The sequence below is a fragment of the Actinoallomurus vinaceus genome, assembly GCF_039542055.1.
In the GTDB taxonomy this organism is placed as follows: domain Bacteria; phylum Actinomycetota; class Actinomycetes; order Streptosporangiales; family Streptosporangiaceae; genus Actinoallomurus; species Actinoallomurus vinaceus.
Genome location: NZ_BAABHK010000008.1, coordinates 349,818 through 368,875 on the forward strand (window position 1 = coordinate 349,818; position 19,058 = coordinate 368,875).

The 19,058-nt window shown below is 67.7% G+C and carries 17 protein-coding genes and 4 tRNA genes; 12 read left to right on the plus strand and 9 right to left on the minus strand.

Annotated elements, in window-relative coordinates; all coding sequences use genetic code 11:
- Nucleotide 1 precedes the first annotated feature (1 nt).
- The 3 genes from ABEA24_RS28305 to ABEA24_RS28315 all read right to left on the minus strand — a co-directional run bounded on the left by ABEA24_RS28305 (nucleotide 2) and on the right by ABEA24_RS28315 (nucleotide 2,411).
- Nucleotides 2-982 (minus strand): 1-acyl-sn-glycerol-3-phosphate acyltransferase, encoded by a 981-nt coding sequence (locus tag ABEA24_RS28305; protein ID WP_345434186.1) that lies wholly within the window; start codon nucleotides 980-982, stop codon nucleotides 2-4.
- A gap of 6 nt (nucleotides 983-988) precedes the next feature.
- Complete coding sequence (locus tag ABEA24_RS28310) at nucleotides 989-1,822, minus strand: patatin-like phospholipase family protein (RefSeq protein ID WP_345434187.1); 834 nt, start codon at nucleotides 1,820-1,822, stop codon at nucleotides 989-991.
- A gap of 172 nt (nucleotides 1,823-1,994) precedes the next feature.
- A complete protein-coding gene (locus ABEA24_RS28315) occupies nucleotides 1,995-2,411 on the minus strand; it encodes a LapA family protein (RefSeq protein WP_345434188.1) in 417 nt (138 codons plus the stop codon).
- Nucleotides 2,412-2,677: 266 nt separating this feature from the next.
- On the opposite strand from ABEA24_RS28315, the gene ABEA24_RS28320 reads away from it, so the two are divergent.
- The 5 genes from ABEA24_RS28320 (at nucleotide 2,678) to ABEA24_RS28340 (ending at nucleotide 7,486) form a co-directional block, all read left to right on the plus strand.
- A complete protein-coding gene (locus ABEA24_RS28320) occupies nucleotides 2,678-3,331 on the plus strand; it encodes a class I SAM-dependent methyltransferase (protein ID WP_345434189.1) in 654 nt (217 codons plus the stop codon).
- A 2-nt stretch (nucleotides 3,332-3,333) separates the two neighbouring features.
- Entirely contained in the window at nucleotides 3,334-4,239 is a 906-nt protein-coding gene (locus ABEA24_RS28325; protein ID WP_345434190.1) for a fructosamine kinase family protein, read from the plus strand.
- An 822-nt stretch (nucleotides 4,240-5,061) separates the two neighbouring features.
- Nucleotides 5,062-5,475 carry a hypothetical protein gene (locus tag ABEA24_RS28330; protein ID WP_345434191.1) on the plus strand — a complete coding sequence of 138 codons (414 nt, stop codon included), beginning with the start codon at nucleotides 5,062-5,064 and terminating at the stop codon, nucleotides 5,473-5,475.
- Between the two features lie 378 nt (nucleotides 5,476-5,853).
- Nucleotides 5,854-5,991, plus strand: coding sequence for a hypothetical protein (locus tag ABEA24_RS28335; protein WP_345434192.1), 138 nt, complete (start codon nucleotides 5,854-5,856; stop codon nucleotides 5,989-5,991).
- A 475-nt stretch (nucleotides 5,992-6,466) separates the two neighbouring features.
- Nucleotides 6,467-7,486 (plus strand): aldo/keto reductase, encoded by a 1,020-nt coding sequence (locus ABEA24_RS28340; protein WP_345434312.1) that lies wholly within the window; start codon nucleotides 6,467-6,469, stop codon nucleotides 7,484-7,486.
- Nucleotides 7,487-7,609: 123 nt separating this feature from the next.
- On the opposite strand, the gene ABEA24_RS28345 is transcribed toward ABEA24_RS28340, so the two are convergent.
- Entirely contained in the window at nucleotides 7,610-8,914 is a 1,305-nt protein-coding gene (locus ABEA24_RS28345) for a M20 metallopeptidase family protein (protein WP_345434193.1), read from the minus strand.
- Nucleotides 8,915-9,234: 320 nt separating this feature from the next.
- Entirely contained in the window at nucleotides 9,235-11,223 is a 1,989-nt protein-coding gene (locus tag ABEA24_RS28350; protein WP_345434194.1) for a trypsin-like serine peptidase, read from the minus strand.
- A gap of 36 nt (nucleotides 11,224-11,259) precedes the next feature.
- On the opposite strand from ABEA24_RS28350, the gene ABEA24_RS28355 reads away from it, so the two are divergent.
- The 5 genes from ABEA24_RS28355 to ABEA24_RS28375 all read left to right on the plus strand — a co-directional run bounded on the left by ABEA24_RS28355 (nucleotide 11,260) and on the right by ABEA24_RS28375 (nucleotide 15,434).
- The gene (locus ABEA24_RS28355; protein ID WP_345434195.1) at nucleotides 11,260-12,162 is read left to right on the plus strand and encodes a hypothetical protein; all 903 of its coding nucleotides are present in this window, start codon (nucleotides 11,260-11,262) and stop codon (nucleotides 12,160-12,162) included.
- 618 nt (nucleotides 12,163-12,780) lie between these two features.
- Nucleotides 12,781-13,548, plus strand: coding sequence for a M4 family metallopeptidase (locus tag ABEA24_RS28360; protein ID WP_345434196.1), 768 nt, complete (start codon nucleotides 12,781-12,783; stop codon nucleotides 13,546-13,548).
- 541 nt (nucleotides 13,549-14,089) lie between these two features.
- On the plus strand, nucleotides 14,090-14,347 hold the full coding sequence (locus ABEA24_RS28365; RefSeq protein WP_345434197.1) for a type II toxin-antitoxin system Phd/YefM family antitoxin: 258 nt from the start codon (nucleotides 14,090-14,092) through the stop codon (nucleotides 14,345-14,347).
- Nucleotides 14,332-14,730, plus strand: coding sequence for a type II toxin-antitoxin system VapC family toxin (locus tag ABEA24_RS28370; protein ID WP_345434198.1), 399 nt, complete (start codon nucleotides 14,332-14,334; stop codon nucleotides 14,728-14,730). Before ABEA24_RS28365 ends, ABEA24_RS28370 begins: the two co-directional genes overlap by 16 nt.
- 482 nt (nucleotides 14,731-15,212) lie before the next feature.
- Entirely contained in the window at nucleotides 15,213-15,434 is a 222-nt protein-coding gene (locus ABEA24_RS28375; protein WP_345434199.1) for a hypothetical protein, read from the plus strand.
- A gap of 416 nt (nucleotides 15,435-15,850) precedes the next feature.
- On the opposite strand, the gene ABEA24_RS28380 is transcribed toward ABEA24_RS28375, so the two are convergent.
- A tRNA-Ser gene (locus ABEA24_RS28380) sits at nucleotides 15,851-15,912 on the minus strand.
- A 230-nt stretch (nucleotides 15,913-16,142) separates the two neighbouring features.
- On the opposite strand from ABEA24_RS28380, the gene ABEA24_RS28385 reads away from it, so the two are divergent.
- Complete coding sequence (locus ABEA24_RS28385) at nucleotides 16,143-18,380, plus strand: DEAD/DEAH box helicase (protein WP_345434200.1); 2,238 nt, start codon at nucleotides 16,143-16,145, stop codon at nucleotides 18,378-18,380.
- A gap of 101 nt (nucleotides 18,381-18,481) precedes the next feature.
- On the plus strand, nucleotides 18,482-18,703 hold the full coding sequence (locus ABEA24_RS28390; protein WP_345434201.1) for a hypothetical protein: 222 nt from the start codon (nucleotides 18,482-18,484) through the stop codon (nucleotides 18,701-18,703).
- Nucleotides 18,704-18,759: 56 nt separating this feature from the next.
- On the opposite strand, the gene ABEA24_RS28395 is transcribed toward ABEA24_RS28390, so the two are convergent.
- From ABEA24_RS28395 to ABEA24_RS28405, 3 genes are all read right to left on the minus strand, one after another.
- Nucleotides 18,760-18,833: transfer RNA gene (locus tag ABEA24_RS28395), tRNA-Phe, on the minus strand.
- Between the two features lie 24 nt (nucleotides 18,834-18,857).
- Nucleotides 18,858-18,932 (minus strand) — tRNA-Asp (locus tag ABEA24_RS28400).
- 30 nt (nucleotides 18,933-18,962) lie between these two features.
- Nucleotides 18,963-19,035 (minus strand) — tRNA-Glu (locus tag ABEA24_RS28405).
- Nucleotides 19,036-19,058: the final 23 nt, after the last annotated feature.

Below are 19,058 nucleotides of genomic sequence, written 5' to 3' on the forward strand. Positions count from 1 at the left end.
CTCACTCGGCGGTCCGGGCCCGGTTCTCCGCGATCCAGGCGTCGATCGTCTGCCACCAGTCGAACAGCCACCGCTCCCGGTCGTCCTCGGGGATCGCTTCGCGTGGAACGCGCCACCACCGCGCGCGCAGCGGCCGTTCCAGGGGGATCCGCCGCCAGACGTCACCCGCGGTCATGAGGTCGTCGAGCCCCGTGTGGGCGACGAAGACGACGTCGGCGTCCGGCGCGGCGTCGATCGCCGCGAGCGAACCGGACGGCTGCGGCGGCAGGACGTTGGCCATCCTCCGGGCACGTTCGGCCTCCTGCGGCCGACCCTGCCGACGCAGCCGGCGGATCGCACGCACACGGCGCCGCGGCGTGAAGTTCCCGCCCTCGGGAAAGATCAGCAGCGCGTCCGCGGGGCCGATCCCGGCCGCCAGGCGGCCGATCTCGTCGACGATCCGCTCGCGCGGCGCGGGACCGCCCGGCACGAACGCGTTCGGCAGCCGGTTCAAGAGCACGTCGACCGAGGGATCGAGCTGCAGGGCGGCCTTCATGACGATCCGCGGCCGGCGCGCGTACACGTTGAGCAGGTAATGCACGATCAGGAAGGAGTCGCCCGGCCCGGCGTGCCGGCTGAGCACGATCACCGGGCGCCCGGCAGCCACGTCGAGCGGTTCCTGGATCTCGACGACGAGCCGGACCATCCGGGCGCCGACGTCGTACACACGGGTGAGGAACCATCCGCACAGCGCGTAGTGCCGCGTGCGTACGGCCTCGGGGGGCCCGCCGCGCACCCACAGGAACAGGCACGCCGTGAGTACGACGCACTCCAGGGCGAGCCACCAGACCGAGACGACCGCGATCCGCAGGAACCGATGGCGGCCGCGCGAGGCCACCACGCCGATGAGCAGCAGCAGTGGAGAGGCCGCCACCGCCACGATCGCCACCGCGAACAGCAGCGGAGGAAGGGCCAGACGCCTGACGCACCGTGGGGGGAGCACGGAGGGTCACTGATCCGACAGGGTCGCCAGGTACGAACTGCTCGCCGCGTACGCCCGCTCGATGTTCGACTCGACCCGCGAGGCATCGCGGTAGCGCAGCTGGGACAGGCCCGCACTCTGGCCGGGCGACCCGGTGGGCAGGACGTGGACGGTGACGTCATCGGGCAGTTCGGCCATCTCTTCGGCGAACCGGTGCCGCCGCGCGATCTCGAAGGCGACCAGCCCCACCTGCCAGGGCCTGGTCGGCGCGGTGAGGGGAGTCTCGATACGGCCGACCTGCAGGACGTACACCGTCCGAGACCCCTCCCGCAGAGCCCGGCCGACGGGGATGCTGTGCACGAGGCCGCCGTCGTAGAAGTGCTCGTCGCCGATGCGGACCGGCGGGAGGACACCGGGGACCGCGCAGGAGGCCAGCACCGCCGGGACGAGCGGGCCGCTGGTGAACCACCGCGCCTCGGCGCGCTCGATGTTGGCGGCCACACAGCGGAACGGCACGGCGAGGTCCTCGATCCGGTCGACCGGGATCATCTCGTTCAGCGCGGCCGTCAGGAGTTCGGTCGAGTGCAGGTGCGTGCCGGAACGGATCAGGGTCGACATGCGGCTGAGGAACGAGCCGGCGAACACCGAGCCCGCCCCGTCGCCCTGCCATGCCTTGGTCAGCAGATCGGCGGCGTTCGCCGGGTCCGCGGCCACGAACGCCCCGTTGAAGGCGCCGACCGAGGTCCCGACGACGAGGTCCGGCCGGATCCCCGCCTCGGCGAGCGCCCGCAGCATGCCGACCTCATGGGCGCCCAGCAGTCCGCCACCACCCAGTACGAACGCGGTCTTGGGGTGATCCACAGCGTCTCCCGTCGTACGACCACAGCGCACCCCTCTTACCCCGATCGACGCCATCGATGGCCAGAAGGCGCCTCCGCCTCACTCACGGTCGGCAGGGCGCCTCGCAGTCGCCGCCCCTCCTACACGCGAGAGGCCCCGCATGCGGGGCCTCTCGCGTGTAGGAGCTGCAGGGTCAGGCAGAGTGGTCGAAGAACGGGGACGCCGGCTCGGGCTCACGACCCTGGTGGGTGACGGGTACCTGGCTCGTCACCGATGCGCTCCCGGCACCACCGCGGGTGCGGGCCAGCTCCCTCTCCAACTGCTGATTCTTCGTTACCAGCGCCGACATCGACTCCTCACGCTCATCCCGCAGGTCACGGATCTCGCGGCGGACGCGCATGGAACGTAGTAGTGAGAGCAAGGACACCGCGAGGCCCACGACGACGAACGCCGCGACGATCCCCCCGGCGATGAATATCTGTGCGGTGGTATGTACTCCGGGCACATGGTGGCCAAAGATGCTGAGCGAGGCAGATGACGAGTTGTCGGCGATGACCCCGACGCCCACTGCTACGGCGGCGGCGGCCAGAACGATTCCCAGGAAGACCATCCCGGTCCTCTCCTCTCCTCGAGTGCTCCAGCGGCTGGAGGCACACGAATCGATGGTTCCTGCGGCATCGTGCCACCCTCTAGTCACATGGGCGGTTTGGTCAAGTACGCCGGAAATCTCCTACTTCGACAAAGTGTCAATAAGTCCAGCGCTCCGCGTTTGTCCGGTAGCTGATTGTCGATTTCCGCGGCAGCAGGCGTCTTGGGTCGGGCTCCTGCCGGACTCGGCCATGGCGGCGGCCGCCGCCACGTGATGACGTGTAGGCCATGGACGAGCTTCTGGCCGATCAGGTTGGTTACTACCGTCGCCGTGCGAGCGAGTACGACGTGACGGCGTACGGGGATGTCGCGGCGGCTCGTGAGCGCATCGCGCGGCTGGTCGCGCAGATGCGTCCGAGCCGACGAGTGTTGGAGATCGCCTGTGGAACCGGCCTATGGACGGAGGCGCTCGTGGCCGTGGCCGACACGGTCGTGGCGATCGACGCGGCGCCCGAGGCGGTGGCCATCGCCCGTGATCGGGTGAGGTCGGGCAACGTCACGTTCGAGATCGCCGACGTTTTCTCGTGGACGACGGATGACCGGTTCGATGTGATCTTCTTCTCGGCCTGGCTTTCCCATGTGCCGATGAGCCGGTTCGAACAGTTCTGGAGGATGCTGCGGCGTCTCCTGGCCGAGAATGGACGAGTGCTGTTCATCGACGAGCACGTCAATGTCCGCGAGAAAGAAACCTACGTTGCGGGCACCGAGGAGATCGTCGAACGGCGGCTGCGAGACGGCGGGAAGTTCCGGATCGTGAAGAACTTCGTGGACCCCCAGGCGTTGCAAGACCGGCTGCGGGACATGGGATGGGACTGTCAGATTCGCCGGGACGGAAGTGACTGGATCCGTGGCGAGGCGCGTCCTGCGCAGCACCTCGGCTGACGATGTCCAGGCCCGCAGGTTGCGACGCCGGCGACGACGTCCTGCGCAGCGAACTGCGCGCGCTCGGCCGAGCCGACGGTGTCAGCGTGGTCCGGCGGCTGTCCGGCGGGGCCGTCGCCGACACCTGGCTGATGACCTGCGCGGACGGCACGCACATGGTCGGCAAGACCCTTGCCGACGCGGTCCCCGGCCTGTTCCAGACCGAGGCCGACGGCCTGGCCGCACTGGCCGGGACCGGCTGCGTGGCGACCCCTCGGGTAATCGCGGTGACCAGGCGGATGCTGCTGCTGGAAGCTCTGCCAGACCGGGATGACAGCGAACGGTCCTGGGAAGCGTTCGCCGATGACCTGGCCGCCCTGCACCGCAGCACGACCGGTGACCGGTTCGGCTGGCATGATGACGGCTACCTGGGCCGACTCCGGCAGGTCAACACCTGGACCGCCAACGGGCACGAGTTCTTCGCCCAGCACCGGCTGCTGCGCTACCTGGCCGAGCCACTCGCCGAGCAGGCCCTCACCGCCGCCGACCGCCGCGCCGTGGAACGCCTGTGCGCTCGCCTGCCCGAGGTGATCCCCGCCATGCCCGCGGTCCTGACCCACGGCGATCTGTGGGCGGCCAACCTGCTCAGCCGGCCCGGCGGCCGGATCACCGTCATCGACCCGGCCATCTCCCGCACCTGGGCCGAAGTCGACCTGTCCATGCTGCGGTGCTGCCCCCGCCCCGCGGCCTCCCAGCGGTTCTTCGCCCGCTACCAGGAACGCAACCCCTCACCAGCCGGCTGGACCGCCCGCATGCCCGTACTCCACCTGCGCGAGCAACTCAGCGTGATCGCCCACTTCGGAGCCAGCGCCACCCGCGCCATCACCCACACCCGGAGCACGCTCGCCCCCTTCTACGTCCGTAACTGAAAACAGCCCGAGAAGCGCAACAGGTCTTCACCTGTGGGTGGAGTCTTCCGACTCGGCCTGTGGGTGGTGGTGATTCACTTCGGGCGCGGCGCAGCCTTGAGCCATGGACTCTCTTCATTCCGTACTCGTCGCTCTCATCGGCGCCTGTGTCCTGATCTTTGTTGTGGCCTGGGCTTTGGGCGCCGTCTATTTCGGTGTGAAGAATCACGCTGGTCTGGGCGGCTGGGTCCGCGGCTTGCGCCGAACCTTGCCCCGCCGGGCTCTGCTCATGGTGGGCATCTGGGTGTTCATCGCGGCGGCGAGAGGTCTTCCGCATTCCTTGGGCACGCATTCGGCACGGCCACCCGTTGACGACCGAACACAACCAGACACACACCGAACAGCGTCCGACCTCGATCATGCAGGTCGGACGCTGTTCTTGAAGAACATGACTTGCGGGGCTCTCTTAGCAGGTCACATATGGTGGGCAGGGGCGGGGTCGAACCGCGGACCTTCCGCTTTTCAGGTGACTTACGCGCGTGTTTCGCCAGCACCTTTGGCATTACTGGCTGCCCTGGAAGGCCCCAACCGAGCGGGAACGTTCGTCGCGGTTGTCGCGCAGTTAGACACTCGCGGCTGCTGCGGACCTTAGCTCCCGCACGACAGAGGTTCATCGTCGCCGTGTTTCCGGATGGCGCTCAGCTGTTCCCTCAGACTCCCCGCTACCCGCTGTTCCGTCGGGCACGTCAGGGGCACGGCGTCACTCGCAGATCCAGACAGCATCGGCGAGGGTGGCGCTCCTCCGGTAAGGTTGCGTCATTCTCATACCATTTTGGAGACCGCATGCGCATACGCCTCGTCACCGCCCTCGGCGCCGCCGTACTGTCCGCGGGCACGCTGCTGAGCGCCCCCGCCGCTCAGGCCGCCACCAAAACCCGTTTCGACGTGGAAGTCGGGAACACTCGGACCGAGGGAATCATTACCTGGTACGGCCGATCGGTGCGCCTAAGTGGAGCGCAAACGTCGGTAGCTGATCGAACCGTTGGGCAATTCCGGAACACCGGCGGGTACACCCTCAACAGTCGAGGGCGCACGTTGTCCCATGCGGTCAGCCGAGCCGAAGACGAGGCCCATGCCGACACGAGGTTGTTCCACTTCGTCGTTCCGGCAAATGTCAAGGGGGGAGCAGCGTTTGTGCGGATCTGCCTCCTCGACGGCTCTCTCAATCCCCTGAAGTGCAAACGATACAGCCGCTGATCTCCCTGCGGGAACCGACACCGGGGTTCGGCAGTGGTGATACTTGAGGCATGGAGTCCACTGACCTGCGGCCCGGGTACCTCACCGCCTACTAGAGCCTGTGTGATGTCGTGATCATCCGGCTGAAAGACCGGCGCGGCATCGCTACACGCCTCGACAAGATGCCCGAGAGCTACCTCGCCGGCAAACCTGGTGCCCAGCGTCGGAGGTGGGCTGGGAGCACGAACAGTTCGCCGTCTACGTCTGGTGTTCCGTGCGGAAGACGGCGACACCAAGACCGTGAAGTCGCGCCGGTCGCTTCGACTCCCTGACCGGTGCGTAGCGGTGCTGGAGGCGCTCAAGTCCGAACAGGACCGCCGTCATAGCCTCGCTGGCGACGTGCGAGGCGGCAAGCAACTGGTGTTCTACACCAGGAGCGGGACAGCGCTCAGCGCGGGCAACGTCCGACGCGACTTCCGTGCCGTCCTCAGCCGGGCTGGGCTGAACGAGATCTTCCCGGCGGAGTCCGAGCCGTAGTCACCCGGTTAAACACTTACGCCCCGTCTCCGAAAACGGAGGCGGGGCGTTGTCGCTGGCCGTTCCAACGGAGGCGACGGGTGGCGTCGCCGTGGTGCCCGCGGCGGTCGAACTGCAGGCGCAGGCCGCTGGGAGTGCCGCGACGATCGCAAGGGTGGCGAGACGCATGTCCCTCTTCTCGTGCTGCCGACATGGGAGCAGGAGCGGGCGGCGATGCTCGCTGAGCCTCTCCGGCTGCTGCTCGAGGCGACGAAGCTCTGACGCCGGTTCCGCTCGTTCTGACACCTCATGCCCCTGGGTGCCCGGCCGAGCGCGACGGTCAGCGCTTCGAGTCTCGATGCGCCGTCGCTGGTATCAAGGTGATCCGGGTGCACGACACCCGGCACTATGAGCATCATGCTGGCCCCGCCGATTTCGGCGGGCGGGTTCTGCGGTGTCTCGACAGATCGCAGTCGATGAGTTGAAAGGCGTGAGGATGGAATACCGCCCCCTCGGCAGTACCGGAACCGTCGTGTCCACGCTGTGCTTGGGCACCATGACCTTCGGCAAGGAGTCCGACGAGAAGTTGTCACACGCCCAGCTCGACCGATTCGTCGAGCGAGGCGGAAACTTTATCGATACTGCGGATGTCTACTCGCAGGGGCGGTCCGAGGAGATCATCGGGCGGTGGTTCGAGGCCCGGCCGGGTGTCCGGGATCAGATCGTGCTCGCTACCAAGGGGCGGTTCCCGATGGGCGGCGGACCCAACGATCACGGTCTGAGCCGTACTCACCTGACGCGTGCGCTGGACGCCAGCCTGCGTCGGCTGGGCGTGGAGGCGATCGACCTGTACCAGGCGCACGCGTGGGATCCGATCACCCCGATCGAGGAGACCCTGCGGTTCTATGACGACGCCGTACGCGCTGGCAAAATCCGCTACGTCGGGGTCAGCAACTTCATTGGCTGGCAGCTGCAGAAGGCCGCCACGCTCGCCGAGCTGCGCGGGCTCACACCGATCGTGACCCTGCAGCCGCAGTACAACCTGATCACTCGCGACATCGAGTTCGAGCTGGTGGACGTGTGCAGGAACGAGGGCATCGGGATCCTGCCGTGGTCACCGCTGGCCGGCGGCTGGCTGACGGGGAAGTATCGGCGGGACGAGGTTCCGACCGGGTCGAGCCGATTGGGGGAGGACCCGGAGCGAGGGATGGAGGCGTACGCTCCGCGCAACGCACAGGAGCGGACCTGGCGGATCGTGGACACGGTCCGAGGGGTGGCCGAGGATCGGGGCGTGTCGATGGCACAGGTGGCGCTGGCGTGGGTCGCCGACCGCCCGGTGGTGACTTCGGTGATCCTCGGTGCCCGGACCCTGGAACAACTCGACGACAACCTTGGCGCTGCCGGTTTGCATTTGTCGGAACGCGAAATCGCACTGCTGGACGAGGCCAGCGCACCGGCGGTGGCCGATTACCCGTACGGCGGGCCAGGAGTAGAGCAACGGTCCCGGCGGTTCTGACCTTCGCCGGCCGATTAGGGCCGCGGTGCATCCCCGACCCCGCGGCGTCGACCTCGTCGCGCGTGGGTGGTGAGTCGTCCGGCAGGGCCTGTATCAAACGCTCATCTGGCAACCAAGCGCTCGTTAGCGTATAGAGGGCCCGGCCCTGGTGCGATGGGCGAGCCAGCCGGCCATCGCGCGGACGCCGACGCCGATGGCGCGCTCGTCCGGGTCGAAGGCGCCGAAGTGCGGATACGCGGTGGTGATGTCCGCGACGGGCCGCCGGACGCCGAGGAAGCTGAACGTCCCGGGGACGCGGCGGAGGAACAGCGCGAAGTCCTCGCCACTGAACGGGATCGCCGCGTGCATGGTCGTGACGGCCGGACGGCCGAGTCTGCGCGCCAGGTAGTCGCGGACCTCCCGTCCCGGACGCGGCGGGCACACCATCGCTGGGAACGCGTCGGCGGGGAACTCGATGCGGGCGTCCGGGTACCGGCCGGTCAGGTGGCGCAACCGGTCGCGGATCTCCGGGACGCGCTCCTTCGGCCAGCACCGGTACATCGCGCGCACCTCGACGTCGCCGTTGGCGGCGGTACGCGCGCCGGCCCTCATCCAGACGAACCGGGCCAGCGGCCCGTGCGGCGTCTCCACCTCCCGGATAAGCCGTTCGAGGTCGGCGGACGTCTGCGGATACGCGACCGTCGACAGCGCGCTGAGGTCGGCGACGAGCCGCGCGGCCCGGTCGGACGCACCGGACCCGGTCAGCGTGATGCTGCCGTGGTCCAGACCCGGCAGCCCGGTGCCTGGCGTGACCGCGAACGTGCCGACCGGGAAGGGGCCGCAGTGCAGCGCGTGGATCTCGTCCGGCCTCGTCCGCTCCAGCACGCCGTCGGAGATCATCGCCTTCGCGCCGGCGAGGGCCTCCTCTCCCGGCTGGAAGAGGAACACCACCCGGCCGTGGAGCCGGGTCCGCAGGCGCGCCAGCACCTCGGCGACCCCGACGCCGATCGTGGTGTGCAGGTCGTGGCCGCACACGTGCGCGGGATCCGGACCGCCGTTGATCTGCGAGTCTGGCGGCACCGCGTCCATGTCCGCCCGGTAGGCGACCGTCCGGCCGCGTCCCTTGCCCCGCAGGACGCCGACGACCCCGTGGCCGCCCACGCCCGTGGTCACCTCCAGGTCGGCGGCGCGCAGCCGGTCCGCGACCAGCGCGGCGGTGTGGACCTCGCCGCCCGCCAGTTCGGGATGGCGGTGGATGTCGCGGCGCAGGGCGATCAGGTCGGCATCGAGCCGTCCGGCGAGGGCGTCGATCTGATCTTCAAGCTTGGACGGCTCGGCCGCGTGAGCTGGAATGCCGGTGGTCAGGACGCCTCCCGCGCCGAGCGCGACGGCGCCGCCGAGCACGCTCCGGCGGGTCAGGGCGGGGTTTCCAAGGCGGCGATCAGTCATGCCCCGGACGCTACGGATCTCGGGCCGCGCCCTCGATACGGCTGGCTACCGTCCGGAGGTGTACTCAGGTCCACTGTTCCGGTCAGCGTCAGGCCGCCAGGCGTCGCGGTGACGTGGTCGGGGACGATCTAGTCGGCCTCGCCCTCACGGGCGGCCAGCAGGTAGGCCATGGGTGCCGTTGGTCGGTCTCTGCCATCGTCGTTGCGGTCTCTGCGTGTACGGCGAGCGCTGCCGCCGACCGTCGATACGGCCGTCGGCAGCGCTCGCATGTCTTCGTCCCCGGACTCCGGCTTGACCAACGCGCCGGTCGAGTCCGCCGGTCATTCCGGTGGTACGAGCATGACCTCGGTACCGATGCGGTTGGCACGGGTGTCGACGTACATCGTCGTCTCGCCGTCCGACCACCTGATGATGAGGTCGTCGGCCAGGCCGTTGGCCGTGTAGCCACCGGTGGACATGACCTCGTCGTGGGTCCACAGCTTGTTGGGATCGTAGATGCGCTGTTCGGTGCCGAGGCCGGAGGCGTTCGTGCCCACGTAGTTGTCCAGTTCGCCGTCGACCCACCGGACCATCAGGTCCCATTTCTGGTTGCCGGCGAACTGGCCGCTGGTGAGCAGGGTGGCGTTCCTCCAGGTGCCGTTGGGCGGTTCGAGCTGGGTCTCCTGCCCGAAGGTGCCGGCGCCGACGCGACCGTAGAGAGTGAGTTCACCGTCGGTCCAGCGTACGACCAGGTCGGTGACGTAACTGTCGGCCACGAAACGGCCGGCGGCGATCTGGACGGCGTCCTTCCAGACGGAGCCTTTGGGGGCCATCTGTGTGCCGTCGTTGTTCAGACCGAGGGTGCCCACGTCCGGATAGAGGGTGACCTCGCCGTCGGACCATCGGACCAACAGGTCGAACTGGTTGCCGCCGGCGAAGTCGCCTCCGGTGATGGTCTCGGGGTGGGTCCACAGTTCGCTCGGCGCCAGCAACTGCCGTTCGGGTTGGAACCCTCCCTTGCCGTCGCCGGGATAGAGGGTGACTTCGCCGTCGGACCAGATCACCAACAGGTCGCTGTGCCCGGTTCCAGAGAAGTCACCGGAGGCCATCAGCTTGGCGTGCTTCCACAGACCGCCTCCGCCGGGCAGCTTGGGGCTGTCGCCTGGCGGATTGTACGGCGGCTTCGGGCCTGGAGCACGGTCGGCGTTGGCGTCGTTGTAGAGGTCCACGGCGTCCTTGCCGTAGATCGGCGCGTAGGTGATCCAGTCATCGTTGGCGTCGTTACCGCCGCCGTTGTAGCCGCCGACGTTTCCTATGACCTTGTTGCCGTCCTCGATCCACGGGCCGCCTGACACACCTCCGTAGAAGCCATTGCACAGCATCTTCATCTGCCGAAAGCCCGACAGCCGCGACGTGGCGACATCGCAGTACAACGCCTGGTGCTGGGAGTTATGGCTGCCGGGGTAGCCAATAACGCGGACGTTGTGGTTGAAGCTGGTCGTTGGTGTGAACGTCAGCGCCCCGACGACGTTCTCGGCATTGCCCTTGTCGTTGGCGCCGACGCGGATGAACGCCAGGTCCAGATCGGACACGGCCGCTTTGGTGTTCGCCTGATACCGGGGGTCGAGGTAGGTCTTCTTCACCGGAAAGACGCCGTGGGGCTGATCGGCGACGGTCTTGGGGTATCGGTACTGGGGCACGAAGATCGCATGTGCGGCTCTCGCGATGCCGACGCCGCAGTGTCCGGCGGTCAGTACCAGGTCGTGCTTGTCGCTGTGCACGACACTGCCAGTGCAGTGCGTATCGCCCGTTTCCGGAGCATTGAAGAAAAACGTGCCCACCTGCGGTATGCCGCCGTAATAGGTGCCCGTTTCGGTGCCGGGTGGCGGGGGTGCCAGGCGCCGGTGAGCGGCTGAGGCGGTGCCGCGCTGAGCATCGACAGGGACGGCTTTGGCCATCCGCTCGGCCGTCCAGTACTTCTCGTCCTCACGAAGCGTCGCCCCGTCATCCCTGCTCGGTTTCCCGTTGCCTGGCGTGGCCGTTGGTGCGGGGACCGATGCAGGCGAGGAGGCGCCGGGCCGCTGCGTCTTCGGTTTCTGCACCGGTGGTTTCGTCGTGGTGGCGGTGACGGGTGCCGAGGCGGTGGGGGTGGGCGGCGACGCGGTGCTGATCGCGGCCCTGGCCGGCCCGATACTTAGCAAAACGCTCGCGCATACGCTCACGCTCAGTATCGGGAACCATCGAGAACGCAATATTGACCTCCTGGTGCGGTGGCAGAACAAGGCAACGCCCCCCGTCGGCCGCCGTAAGATCGACACGATACGTGACATTAGCGTCAGATTTTCGTTGACGGAAGTGGGTTGATCATGAGGCATTCCAGCGCGACCATCGCGGCGGTGCTGTCCCTTCCGGCTGCGCTAGGTTCGGTCGCTATCGCATCTTTCGAACCTCCACCGCTGGCCTTCGGCGTGGTCCGCGTTGCCCGCCCCGGTGATTCGCTCACCGTGACCATGGATGCGGGGCGGATCGTCGGTAACAATCACGACAAGGTCGTCTCGGCGGTGTTTGTCAAGCCCGGGATAATTCGAATGCACAACCCAGTTCTGACCGCCGTGGTGACCATCAAGTGTGACGCCAAGCCCGGCACTTATCCCGTCGGGATCAGCGCGGGCAATGCGTCGACTCCCGCACATTGGGCCAAGGTTCGCGTTCCGCCGGTCGATGAGGCCGTAAGGGAACAGTGCCGCGCGAAAGTGAAGAAGCTGGCTCCCGATCCGCAGGAAGAACAGTGGCCCGCTGACCGGCCGTGGCCACAATCGGACTGGGACGTGCGGAACTTCCGTCCCGGTGACCGCATCCTGGTCACTGACAACGATGACGAAGGACACGACGGCGAACTGATCCTGGTCTCCCCGGCCTTCACCGACGCCCCTGTACTGCGCGGAGCGAAAGCGGTCCTCACCACGAATGCCACCATCCGCTGCGACGCCAAACCTGGGCTGTACGCCGTCTACCGGTACAGGAACGGTCGCAAGCGAGAGATGTACGACCGCCACGTGTGGGCGCGTTACCGGGTCGAACCCGCCCGGCCTGGCACGGGCGACTGTGGCACCAAGCACGCGACGCCCGCTGCAGCCCGCACGGGCGGCGACCGCAGCGGCGGGAACATCACTGCCTGGGCGGTCGGTGGCGCACTGGTGACGGCGGCCGGTGCGGGTGGGCTGGTCATCGTCCGGAGGGCACGGTTGCGTCGCAGGAGCCACATCTGAGGCGCGGCTCCCTCGCTGACGCGGTCCCCGGCCTGTTCCAGACCGAGGCCGACGGCCTGGCCGTATAGAGGCCGGCGAGCATGCCGATGAGCAGGCCCGTCGCGCCGAGGGCCGACAGCATGAGTGATTCGGTGAGGAACTGGGGTTCGGATTCTGCCATGGGCGGCGCCGAGGGCAGGGTCCGAACCTTCGGCGTATCCGCCGGCATCCAGGAAGGCCGCGATGCGGTATCCGACGTTCCGCGCCGCCGCCAGGACAACTTCCACCAGAGCCCCCGGCCCGCGGTAGGCGAACGTCCACAGCACCGGACCATGCGGGCGGCACGCTCTACACAGGTCATCCAGTCGCATCTACGCTTCGCGCATGCGTACGACAAGTCGCCTTGCGCTGGCAGTCGCGCTCGCGTTTCCACTGGTGGGAACGGTGAACGCGGCCTCGGCCGGTCCTTCCGCCGCCACAGCGGCCGGAACGGTCTTCTATCCGAACCCCGTGTAACAGCTCGGGGACCAGACTCTCACCGACGACGACGCCGACTACGCCGCCCTGCAGTCGGCGTACCGGCAGATCACCCTCACCGACCTGGACGGCTCGGGGTCGCTCAGCGGACGCTACGTGGCTGTGAAGAGTTCGACGGGCAAGGCGGCACAGGCGGTCAACGGAGCCTTCCCCGCCTACCACCGCGACGCCGACGGGTTCGAACAGGTGATGGGCTACTACTGGGTGACCACTGCGCAGCACTACATCCAGCATCTTGGCTTCGGATCGTCCCTGCGTCCGGTGAACCAGCGGCAGATCAAGCTGCGGATCGACCAGTACGGCGGCGACAACTCCTTCTTCCGCGACGACAAGGCCAACATCACCCTCGGCAAAGGCGGGGTCGACGACGCCGAAGACGCGGAAGTCATCGTGCACGAGTACGGCCACTCGGTGCAGGACGGCCAAGTGAGCGGATTCGGCACGACCGAGGAGTCCGGCGCCATCGGCGAGGCCTTCGGCGACTACCTGGCCGTGGCCGTCACGAGCTGGGCGACCGGACGGCCGTCGAAGACCCCCGAGGCCTGCGTCGCCGACTGGGACTCCACCTCGTACACGAGCACGACGCCGCACTGCCTGCGCCGCCTCGACGGCACCAAGCACTACCCGGAGGACATCGTCGGCGAGGTCCACGCCGACGGTGAGATCTGGTCACGCGCGCTGTGGGACATCCGGCAGCAGCTCGGTGACACCCAGGCGAGCACGCTGATAATCGAAGCGCAGTTCGCGTTCACCCCCGACATCTCGTTCCACGACGCGGCGCAGCAAACCGTGGCCGCCGCCCAGCGCCTGTACGGCGCCAATGCCGCTCAGGTCGCCCAGTCGGCCTTCAAAGCCCGCGGCATTCTCTGAACCGGACGCGGGGACGGCCTCGTGACTCCGGTCACGGGGCCGTCCGGGCGCTCTCGTGCGGGTTCGGGCCAGGCGGTAGACGAGCTGTAGATCAGACGCCGCCACCGCGACTGCTCGATCGAAACCCCGAAAGGTATCTGATCAGCGCATCTACGACGAACCGTCACCAGTCAGTGGTGGAAATGGCAGAAACGGACGGTCGTTGCGCTGCGGTTGCTGTCCTCAGAAAGCCCTGAGACACGAGATCTCAGGGCTGTTCCTGCATGTCAGATGCGGTGGGCAGGGGCGGGGTCGAACCGCCGACTTCCGCTTTTCAGGAGTAGCAACCACTCTGCTCGCGGTGTCCGCGCCGAGGTAGACGGCAGTCCGCGTGTGCCGGCGGCTGCTCGTGGTTGCCGATGTTGCCGTCACGGTTGCCGTCAACGGGCAACGTCCTTGACGTCGAGGAGGGGGTGGGCGAGTGACCGCGGGCAACAGCGCGTATCGCTCCCGAGTGCGCTGGGCGATCAGCATAAATCTGATTATCAGATATGCTGGTCTCATGAGGACCATGACCGCAACCGAAGCCTCCCGGAGGTTCTCTGACCTCCTCGACGCCATCGAGCGCGGCGAAACCATCACCATCACCCGGGGTAATCGCCCGGTCGCTGAGATCGGTCCCGCGCGCCGCCGCACGGGCGCTGACCTGCGGGCAGCGCTGGACGGTATCGAACCGCCGGATGACCGGTTCGCTGAGGACATCAACAGCGCTCTGGATCTGCTCACGACGGAGGAGCGGGACCCGTGGGCCGACGTCTGATCCTCGACACCAACATCCTGATCGCGTACGAACGGGGCACCATCGACCGGGCCGCCCTCGACGATGATGAGCTGGCCGTCGCGGCGGTGACGATCGCCGAATACCGCGTGGGGATAGAGCTGGCCGACACCGCCGCGCGTGCCGCCGACCGTTCCCGTGCACTCGCCGCGATCACCTCGGTGGTCGAGGTTCTGGACTACACCGACACCACGGCCGCCCATCATGCCCGCCTGATAGCGCACGTCCGCCGCGCGGGCACCCGCCGGGGAGCGCACGACTTGATCATCGCGGCACACGCGACAGAGACCGGCAGGACGATCCTGTCCCGTGATGCCAAAGCGCGCTTCGCCGATCTCCCCTCGGTGATCGCCGCCGAAGCCTGAAGCGCTCGCCGCGCTCAGATCCCTTCGGTATTGGGCATGGCACGCCGGGCCCGTCAGGACGACATCGCGCTGCGCCGACGACTCCTGCCGTAGGACTCGACGCTCTCATAGACGGCGTTGCCCACGACGCTGACGACGGCACCGACGATGAAGGTGCCGAGGATGCCGCGACGCCGATGAGTTCGCCGATGGTGGCGCCGCAGCTCCAGACGAGCATTGCCGGGAAGGACCCGTCGGTCCTGCGGCGGTAAGGCCTACCGCGCCCGTCGCCATCGGTAGAACGGTGCACCCTTCAGACTGGTCTGATCCGACGTCCAGCCCCATCGTGAACACCAGCCGGCGTTCGTCCGGCGAGAAGAAGAAACACGGTGATCTTCCCGCATTCTGGGCTTGCTTACGCCCATCACGCGATAAAAGCGAGTGATGCGGGTGTTTGCCCGCTGACGTACACCATCACTCCAACACGTCCCGAGAGGACCTCAGTGGCTTCGATCGACTTGAACAACGTGCTCGACAAGGCGTGGGCGGACAAGAGCCTCCCGGAGATCATGGCCGCGCCGGTGGCGGCCCTGAAGGGGATCTCAGACCGTACCGGTGAGCTCCTGAACGAAGCACTCGGCATCAAGACGGTCGCCGACCTGGCCAATCTGCCGTACGCCCGCTGGGCCCAGGCCTTGGCCGAACTGGACGCGGCCGCCAAGTAACGAGTCCCCAGCACGTCGGTCGTGGCGTTGCGCCACTCATCTCGGGGTTACGACCCGGCGGAGTCGACGCTCTGGCGGGTCGTAACCCTCGACGGCTGGTCTGAGGTCGCGCCCGATGGGTTCACGTAGGTAGTAGACCGGAGACGAGGATGCCCCCGCTGGCTGAACCGGATCCACTGCCGAGCTGCGCCAGCCGATCGGTGAGTACCTCGACGAGGCGGGCGGTCTATCGTCGGCTTGGAGAGCCGATAGGCGAGAGGGCGCTCGCGCGATGGACGTCATCTTCCCGACGGAGGCGGTGACCGGGGATGCGGGGGCGGAGCCCCCGCATCGGGGGTTCCAGGGGGTCGTCCCCCTGGAAAAGCACAAAGCCCCCGGCGAAGTCGATCGAAGATCGACGAGCACCAGGGGGCGAGTGGGCAGGGGCGGGGTCGAACCGCCGACCTTCCGCTTTTCAGGAGTAGCAACCACCCTGCTCAGAGACTCTATGCCGAGGTGGACGGTAGTGGGCGTGCGCCGACGGCTGTCCACGGTGGCCGACGTTGCCCCCAGAGCTTACAGAGCTCACCCGACACACTCCCGCGAGTCGGAGAGCCCGGAAGGTAGGTAAGGGCGCCAGCGCGCGTCGGAAGCCAATCTGTCCGTGATGTCCTCCATCTTCGCAATTCGCACCGATCGCCGGTTCCGATGCGTAGACTCTCGACCACTTTGGCACGCACAGCGGAACTGACGAGTGAAACGGAGCCTGCGAAGGCCGAGCTCCGCGCGGGAAGGGCGGCCCGCGCTATCGTCTCCGACGGCCGCGCGGTCCACGACGCCATCGAGGCGGTCCTGGCCGCGCCGGGGGAGTCCCGCGAGATCGCGCGACGGGCGTACGAAGTGGTGCGCGATCAGCTTGTCACTGACGAACTGGACACGATGCCGGTGGACCGGCTCCGGGAGCTTATCCAGGGCCGGGTCACGTTCGTCCCCGTCAGGGACGCCGGCATCGACACAGTCGGCGCGGTCCTCACGACCGGCGCAGAAGCACTCAGGCGAATCCCCCGAGTACGCCGGAAGACGGCCAAGCGGATCATGGCCGCCGCATGGCAGATGCGGGAGTCCGTCGAGGAGAGCACCCGCGTCCGCATCGAACCAGACGCCCGTACCCCCGAGCAGACCGCTCTCATCGCCGCCTTGCGCCGCTACGAACGCACCAGGTCCGTGATGAAGGGCCCGGACCCGAGCCCGCTGGCAAGTGAGCTCGGGGGTTACCTCGGCCCTGCGGCACGCGGCGCGAGCCGCCTGGGAATGCTCTTCACATTCTCCAAGCGGAAGAGGCAGGAAGCTCGTGATGCACTCGTCCAGCTGGACGCCACCCTGAGTTCCAAGAAAGTCACTGCGGTACGCAAACGCCTGTCCACAGCCGAGTCCCGGCTGGAGAAGGCCGGAAAGACACCGAGGGCTGCCCGGCTATGGAGCGATTACCTCGCCCGCCCGGTCATCTACAACGGCCTGTTGATCGAGGTTGGGGGGCTCGACCCGGTCAAAGAGGCCGGTCAGGGATTCCTCCCCGCCGATATCGCCGAGCAGGTCCGCGTGTTTCCCCTCGACCAGTCCCGCCTCAAGACCTCGCTGCGTGGCTACCAGCTGTTCGGCGCGAAGTTCGCGCTGGTTCAGGAGCGGGTGATTCTCGGCGACGAGATGGGCCTTGGTAAGACGATGCAATCGCTCGCCGCGATGTGCCACCTCGCGGCCAAGGGCGCGACGCACTTCCTGGTCGTCTGCCCGGCGAGCGTGGTCGTCAACTGGACTCGTGAGGTTGAGCGGCACACGCTGCTGGAGGTCCGCCGCGTGCACGGGCCTGGCGAGAAGCGGGAGGCGACCCAGCAGGAGTGGGCGGCCAGGGGTGGCGTGGCGGTCACGACATTCGAGGTGCTGCGCGCCATGCCAGAGGACCTGGACGTCTCTGTGGCGATGATGGTCGTCGACGAGGCGCACTACGTGAAGAACCCGACTGCGCTTCGCACGCAGGCGGTCAGCGAATGGGCGGCGCGGAGCAGGCGGGTGCTGTTCCTGACGGGGACGCCGATGGAGAACAAGGTGGGGGAGTTCCGAGTGCTGGTCGGGCACCTGCGCCCGGAGCTCGCCGAGAACCTGGACATACCGGACGGGGCGCTGGACGGCACCAAGTTCCGGGAGGCTGTGGCGCCGGTCTACCTGCGGCGCAACCAGGAAGACGTGCTTAGCGAACTTCCGCCGCGGCTGGAGACGCAGGAATGGGTGGCACTCGAGGGACCGGCGCTGCGGGCGTACCAGAAGGCGGTCCTCGCGGGGAACTTCATGGCGATGCGCCGGGCGGCGTTCGGCCCGGGGACGGTGAAGGGATCGCCGAAGCTCCGGCGGCTGGTGGAGATCGTCAGCGAGGCCGCGGACGGCGGGCGCAAGGTCGTGGTGTTCTCGTACTTCCGCGACGTGCTGGACACGGTGACACAGGTACTGGGCTCCGGGCGTCATGGCGTCCCCGGCGTGCATGTCGTCGGCCCGCTGACCGGGGGCATCCCGCCGACGAACCGCCAAGCGATGGTGGACGAGTTCACTGCCGCCAAGGGGGCTGCGGTGCTGGTCTCCCAGATCCAGGCGGGCGGCGTGGGCCTGAACATCCAGGCCGCCTCGGTGATCATCATCGCCGAGCCGCAGCTGACGCCCTCGATCGAGGAGCAGGCGATCGCCCGCGCGCACCGGATGGGCCAGGTGCGCCGCGTGGACGTGCACCGGCTGCTGTGCGGGGACAGCATCGACCAGCGAGTCCTCGAGCTGCTGGCGGACAAGCGCGAGGCGTTCGACGAGTACGCGCGCCGCAGCGACATGGCGAACGCGACGCCGGACGCGGTGGACACGGGCTCCGAGACCGAACTGCGGCGCCAAATCGTGGCCGCGGAACAGAAGCGCCTCAAGGCGGCGTGACCCGCAGAGCTTTCGTGGTCGCACGTCGTCGCGTTCGATGAACGCTCAGCGCGGGGAACGTCCGGCGCGACTTCCGCGTCGTTCTCGACCTCGCTGGCCTGGTGGGCAAGGAGTGGACGCCTTGGGAGCTGCGGCACAGCTTCGTATCGCTGCTCTCCGCCCATGACGCACCGATCGAGAACATCTCCCGGTTGGTCGGGAACACCAACACCGTGGTTACGGAGACCGTCTATCGCAAGCAGATACGGCCGGTGGTCCAAGAGAGAGCGATCGCGATGAACGACATTTCCCTGGTGGATTCCGAGCCGTTGTCACCCAGTTAGACACTCACGCCCCGTCTCCGAACACGGAGGCGGGGCGTTTGGGCAGTTCAGAGGAGTGGGCAGGGGCGGGGTCGAACCGCCGACCTTCCGCTTTTCAGGCGGACGCTCGTACCGACTGAGCTACCTGCCCGCGCGGCGCCGAACGGCGCCTCAGCGGTCCTGACGGGATTTGAACCCGCGGCCTCCACCTTGACAGGGTGGCGAGCACTCCTAGCTGCTCCACAGGACCTTGCTTTGTAGTACCCCCGGAAGGATACCGTGCCCCCAACGGGATTCGAACCCGCGCTGCCGCCTTGAAAGGGCGGAGTCCTAGGCCGCTAGACGATGGGGACTCCGACGACCTTGGCCGCCGTTG

What these genes read in the sequence shown, in the direction of transcription:
- ABEA24_RS28315 (WP_345434188.1), bottom strand. Translation starts at nt 2,411, where the DNA reads ATGGTCTTCCTGGGAATCGTTCTGGCCGCCGCCGCCGTAGCAGTGGGC.
- ABEA24_RS28320 (WP_345434189.1), top strand. Translation starts at nt 2,678, where the DNA reads ATGGACGAGCTTCTGGCCGATCAGGTTGGTTACTACCGTCGCCGTGCG.
- ABEA24_RS28325 (WP_345434190.1), top strand. Translation starts at nt 3,334, where the DNA reads ATGTCCAGGCCCGCAGGTTGCGACGCCGGCGACGACGTCCTGCGCAGC.
- ABEA24_RS28330 (WP_345434191.1), top strand. Translation starts at nt 5,062, where the DNA reads ATGCGCATACGCCTCGTCACCGCCCTCGGCGCCGCCGTACTGTCCGCG.
- ABEA24_RS28340 (WP_345434312.1), top strand. Translation starts at nt 6,467, where the DNA reads ATGGAATACCGCCCCCTCGGCAGTACCGGAACCGTCGTGTCCACGCTG.
- ABEA24_RS28345 (WP_345434193.1), bottom strand. Translation starts at nt 8,914, where the DNA reads ATGACTGATCGCCGCCTTGGAAACCCCGCCCTGACCCGCCGGAGCGTG.
- ABEA24_RS28350 (WP_345434194.1), bottom strand. Translation starts at nt 11,223, where the DNA reads ATGTCACGTATCGTGTCGATCTTACGGCGGCCGACGGGGGGCGTTGCC.
- ABEA24_RS28355 (WP_345434195.1), top strand. Translation starts at nt 11,260, where the DNA reads ATGAGGCATTCCAGCGCGACCATCGCGGCGGTGCTGTCCCTTCCGGCT.
- ABEA24_RS28365 (WP_345434197.1), top strand. Translation starts at nt 14,090, where the DNA reads ATGAGGACCATGACCGCAACCGAAGCCTCCCGGAGGTTCTCTGACCTC.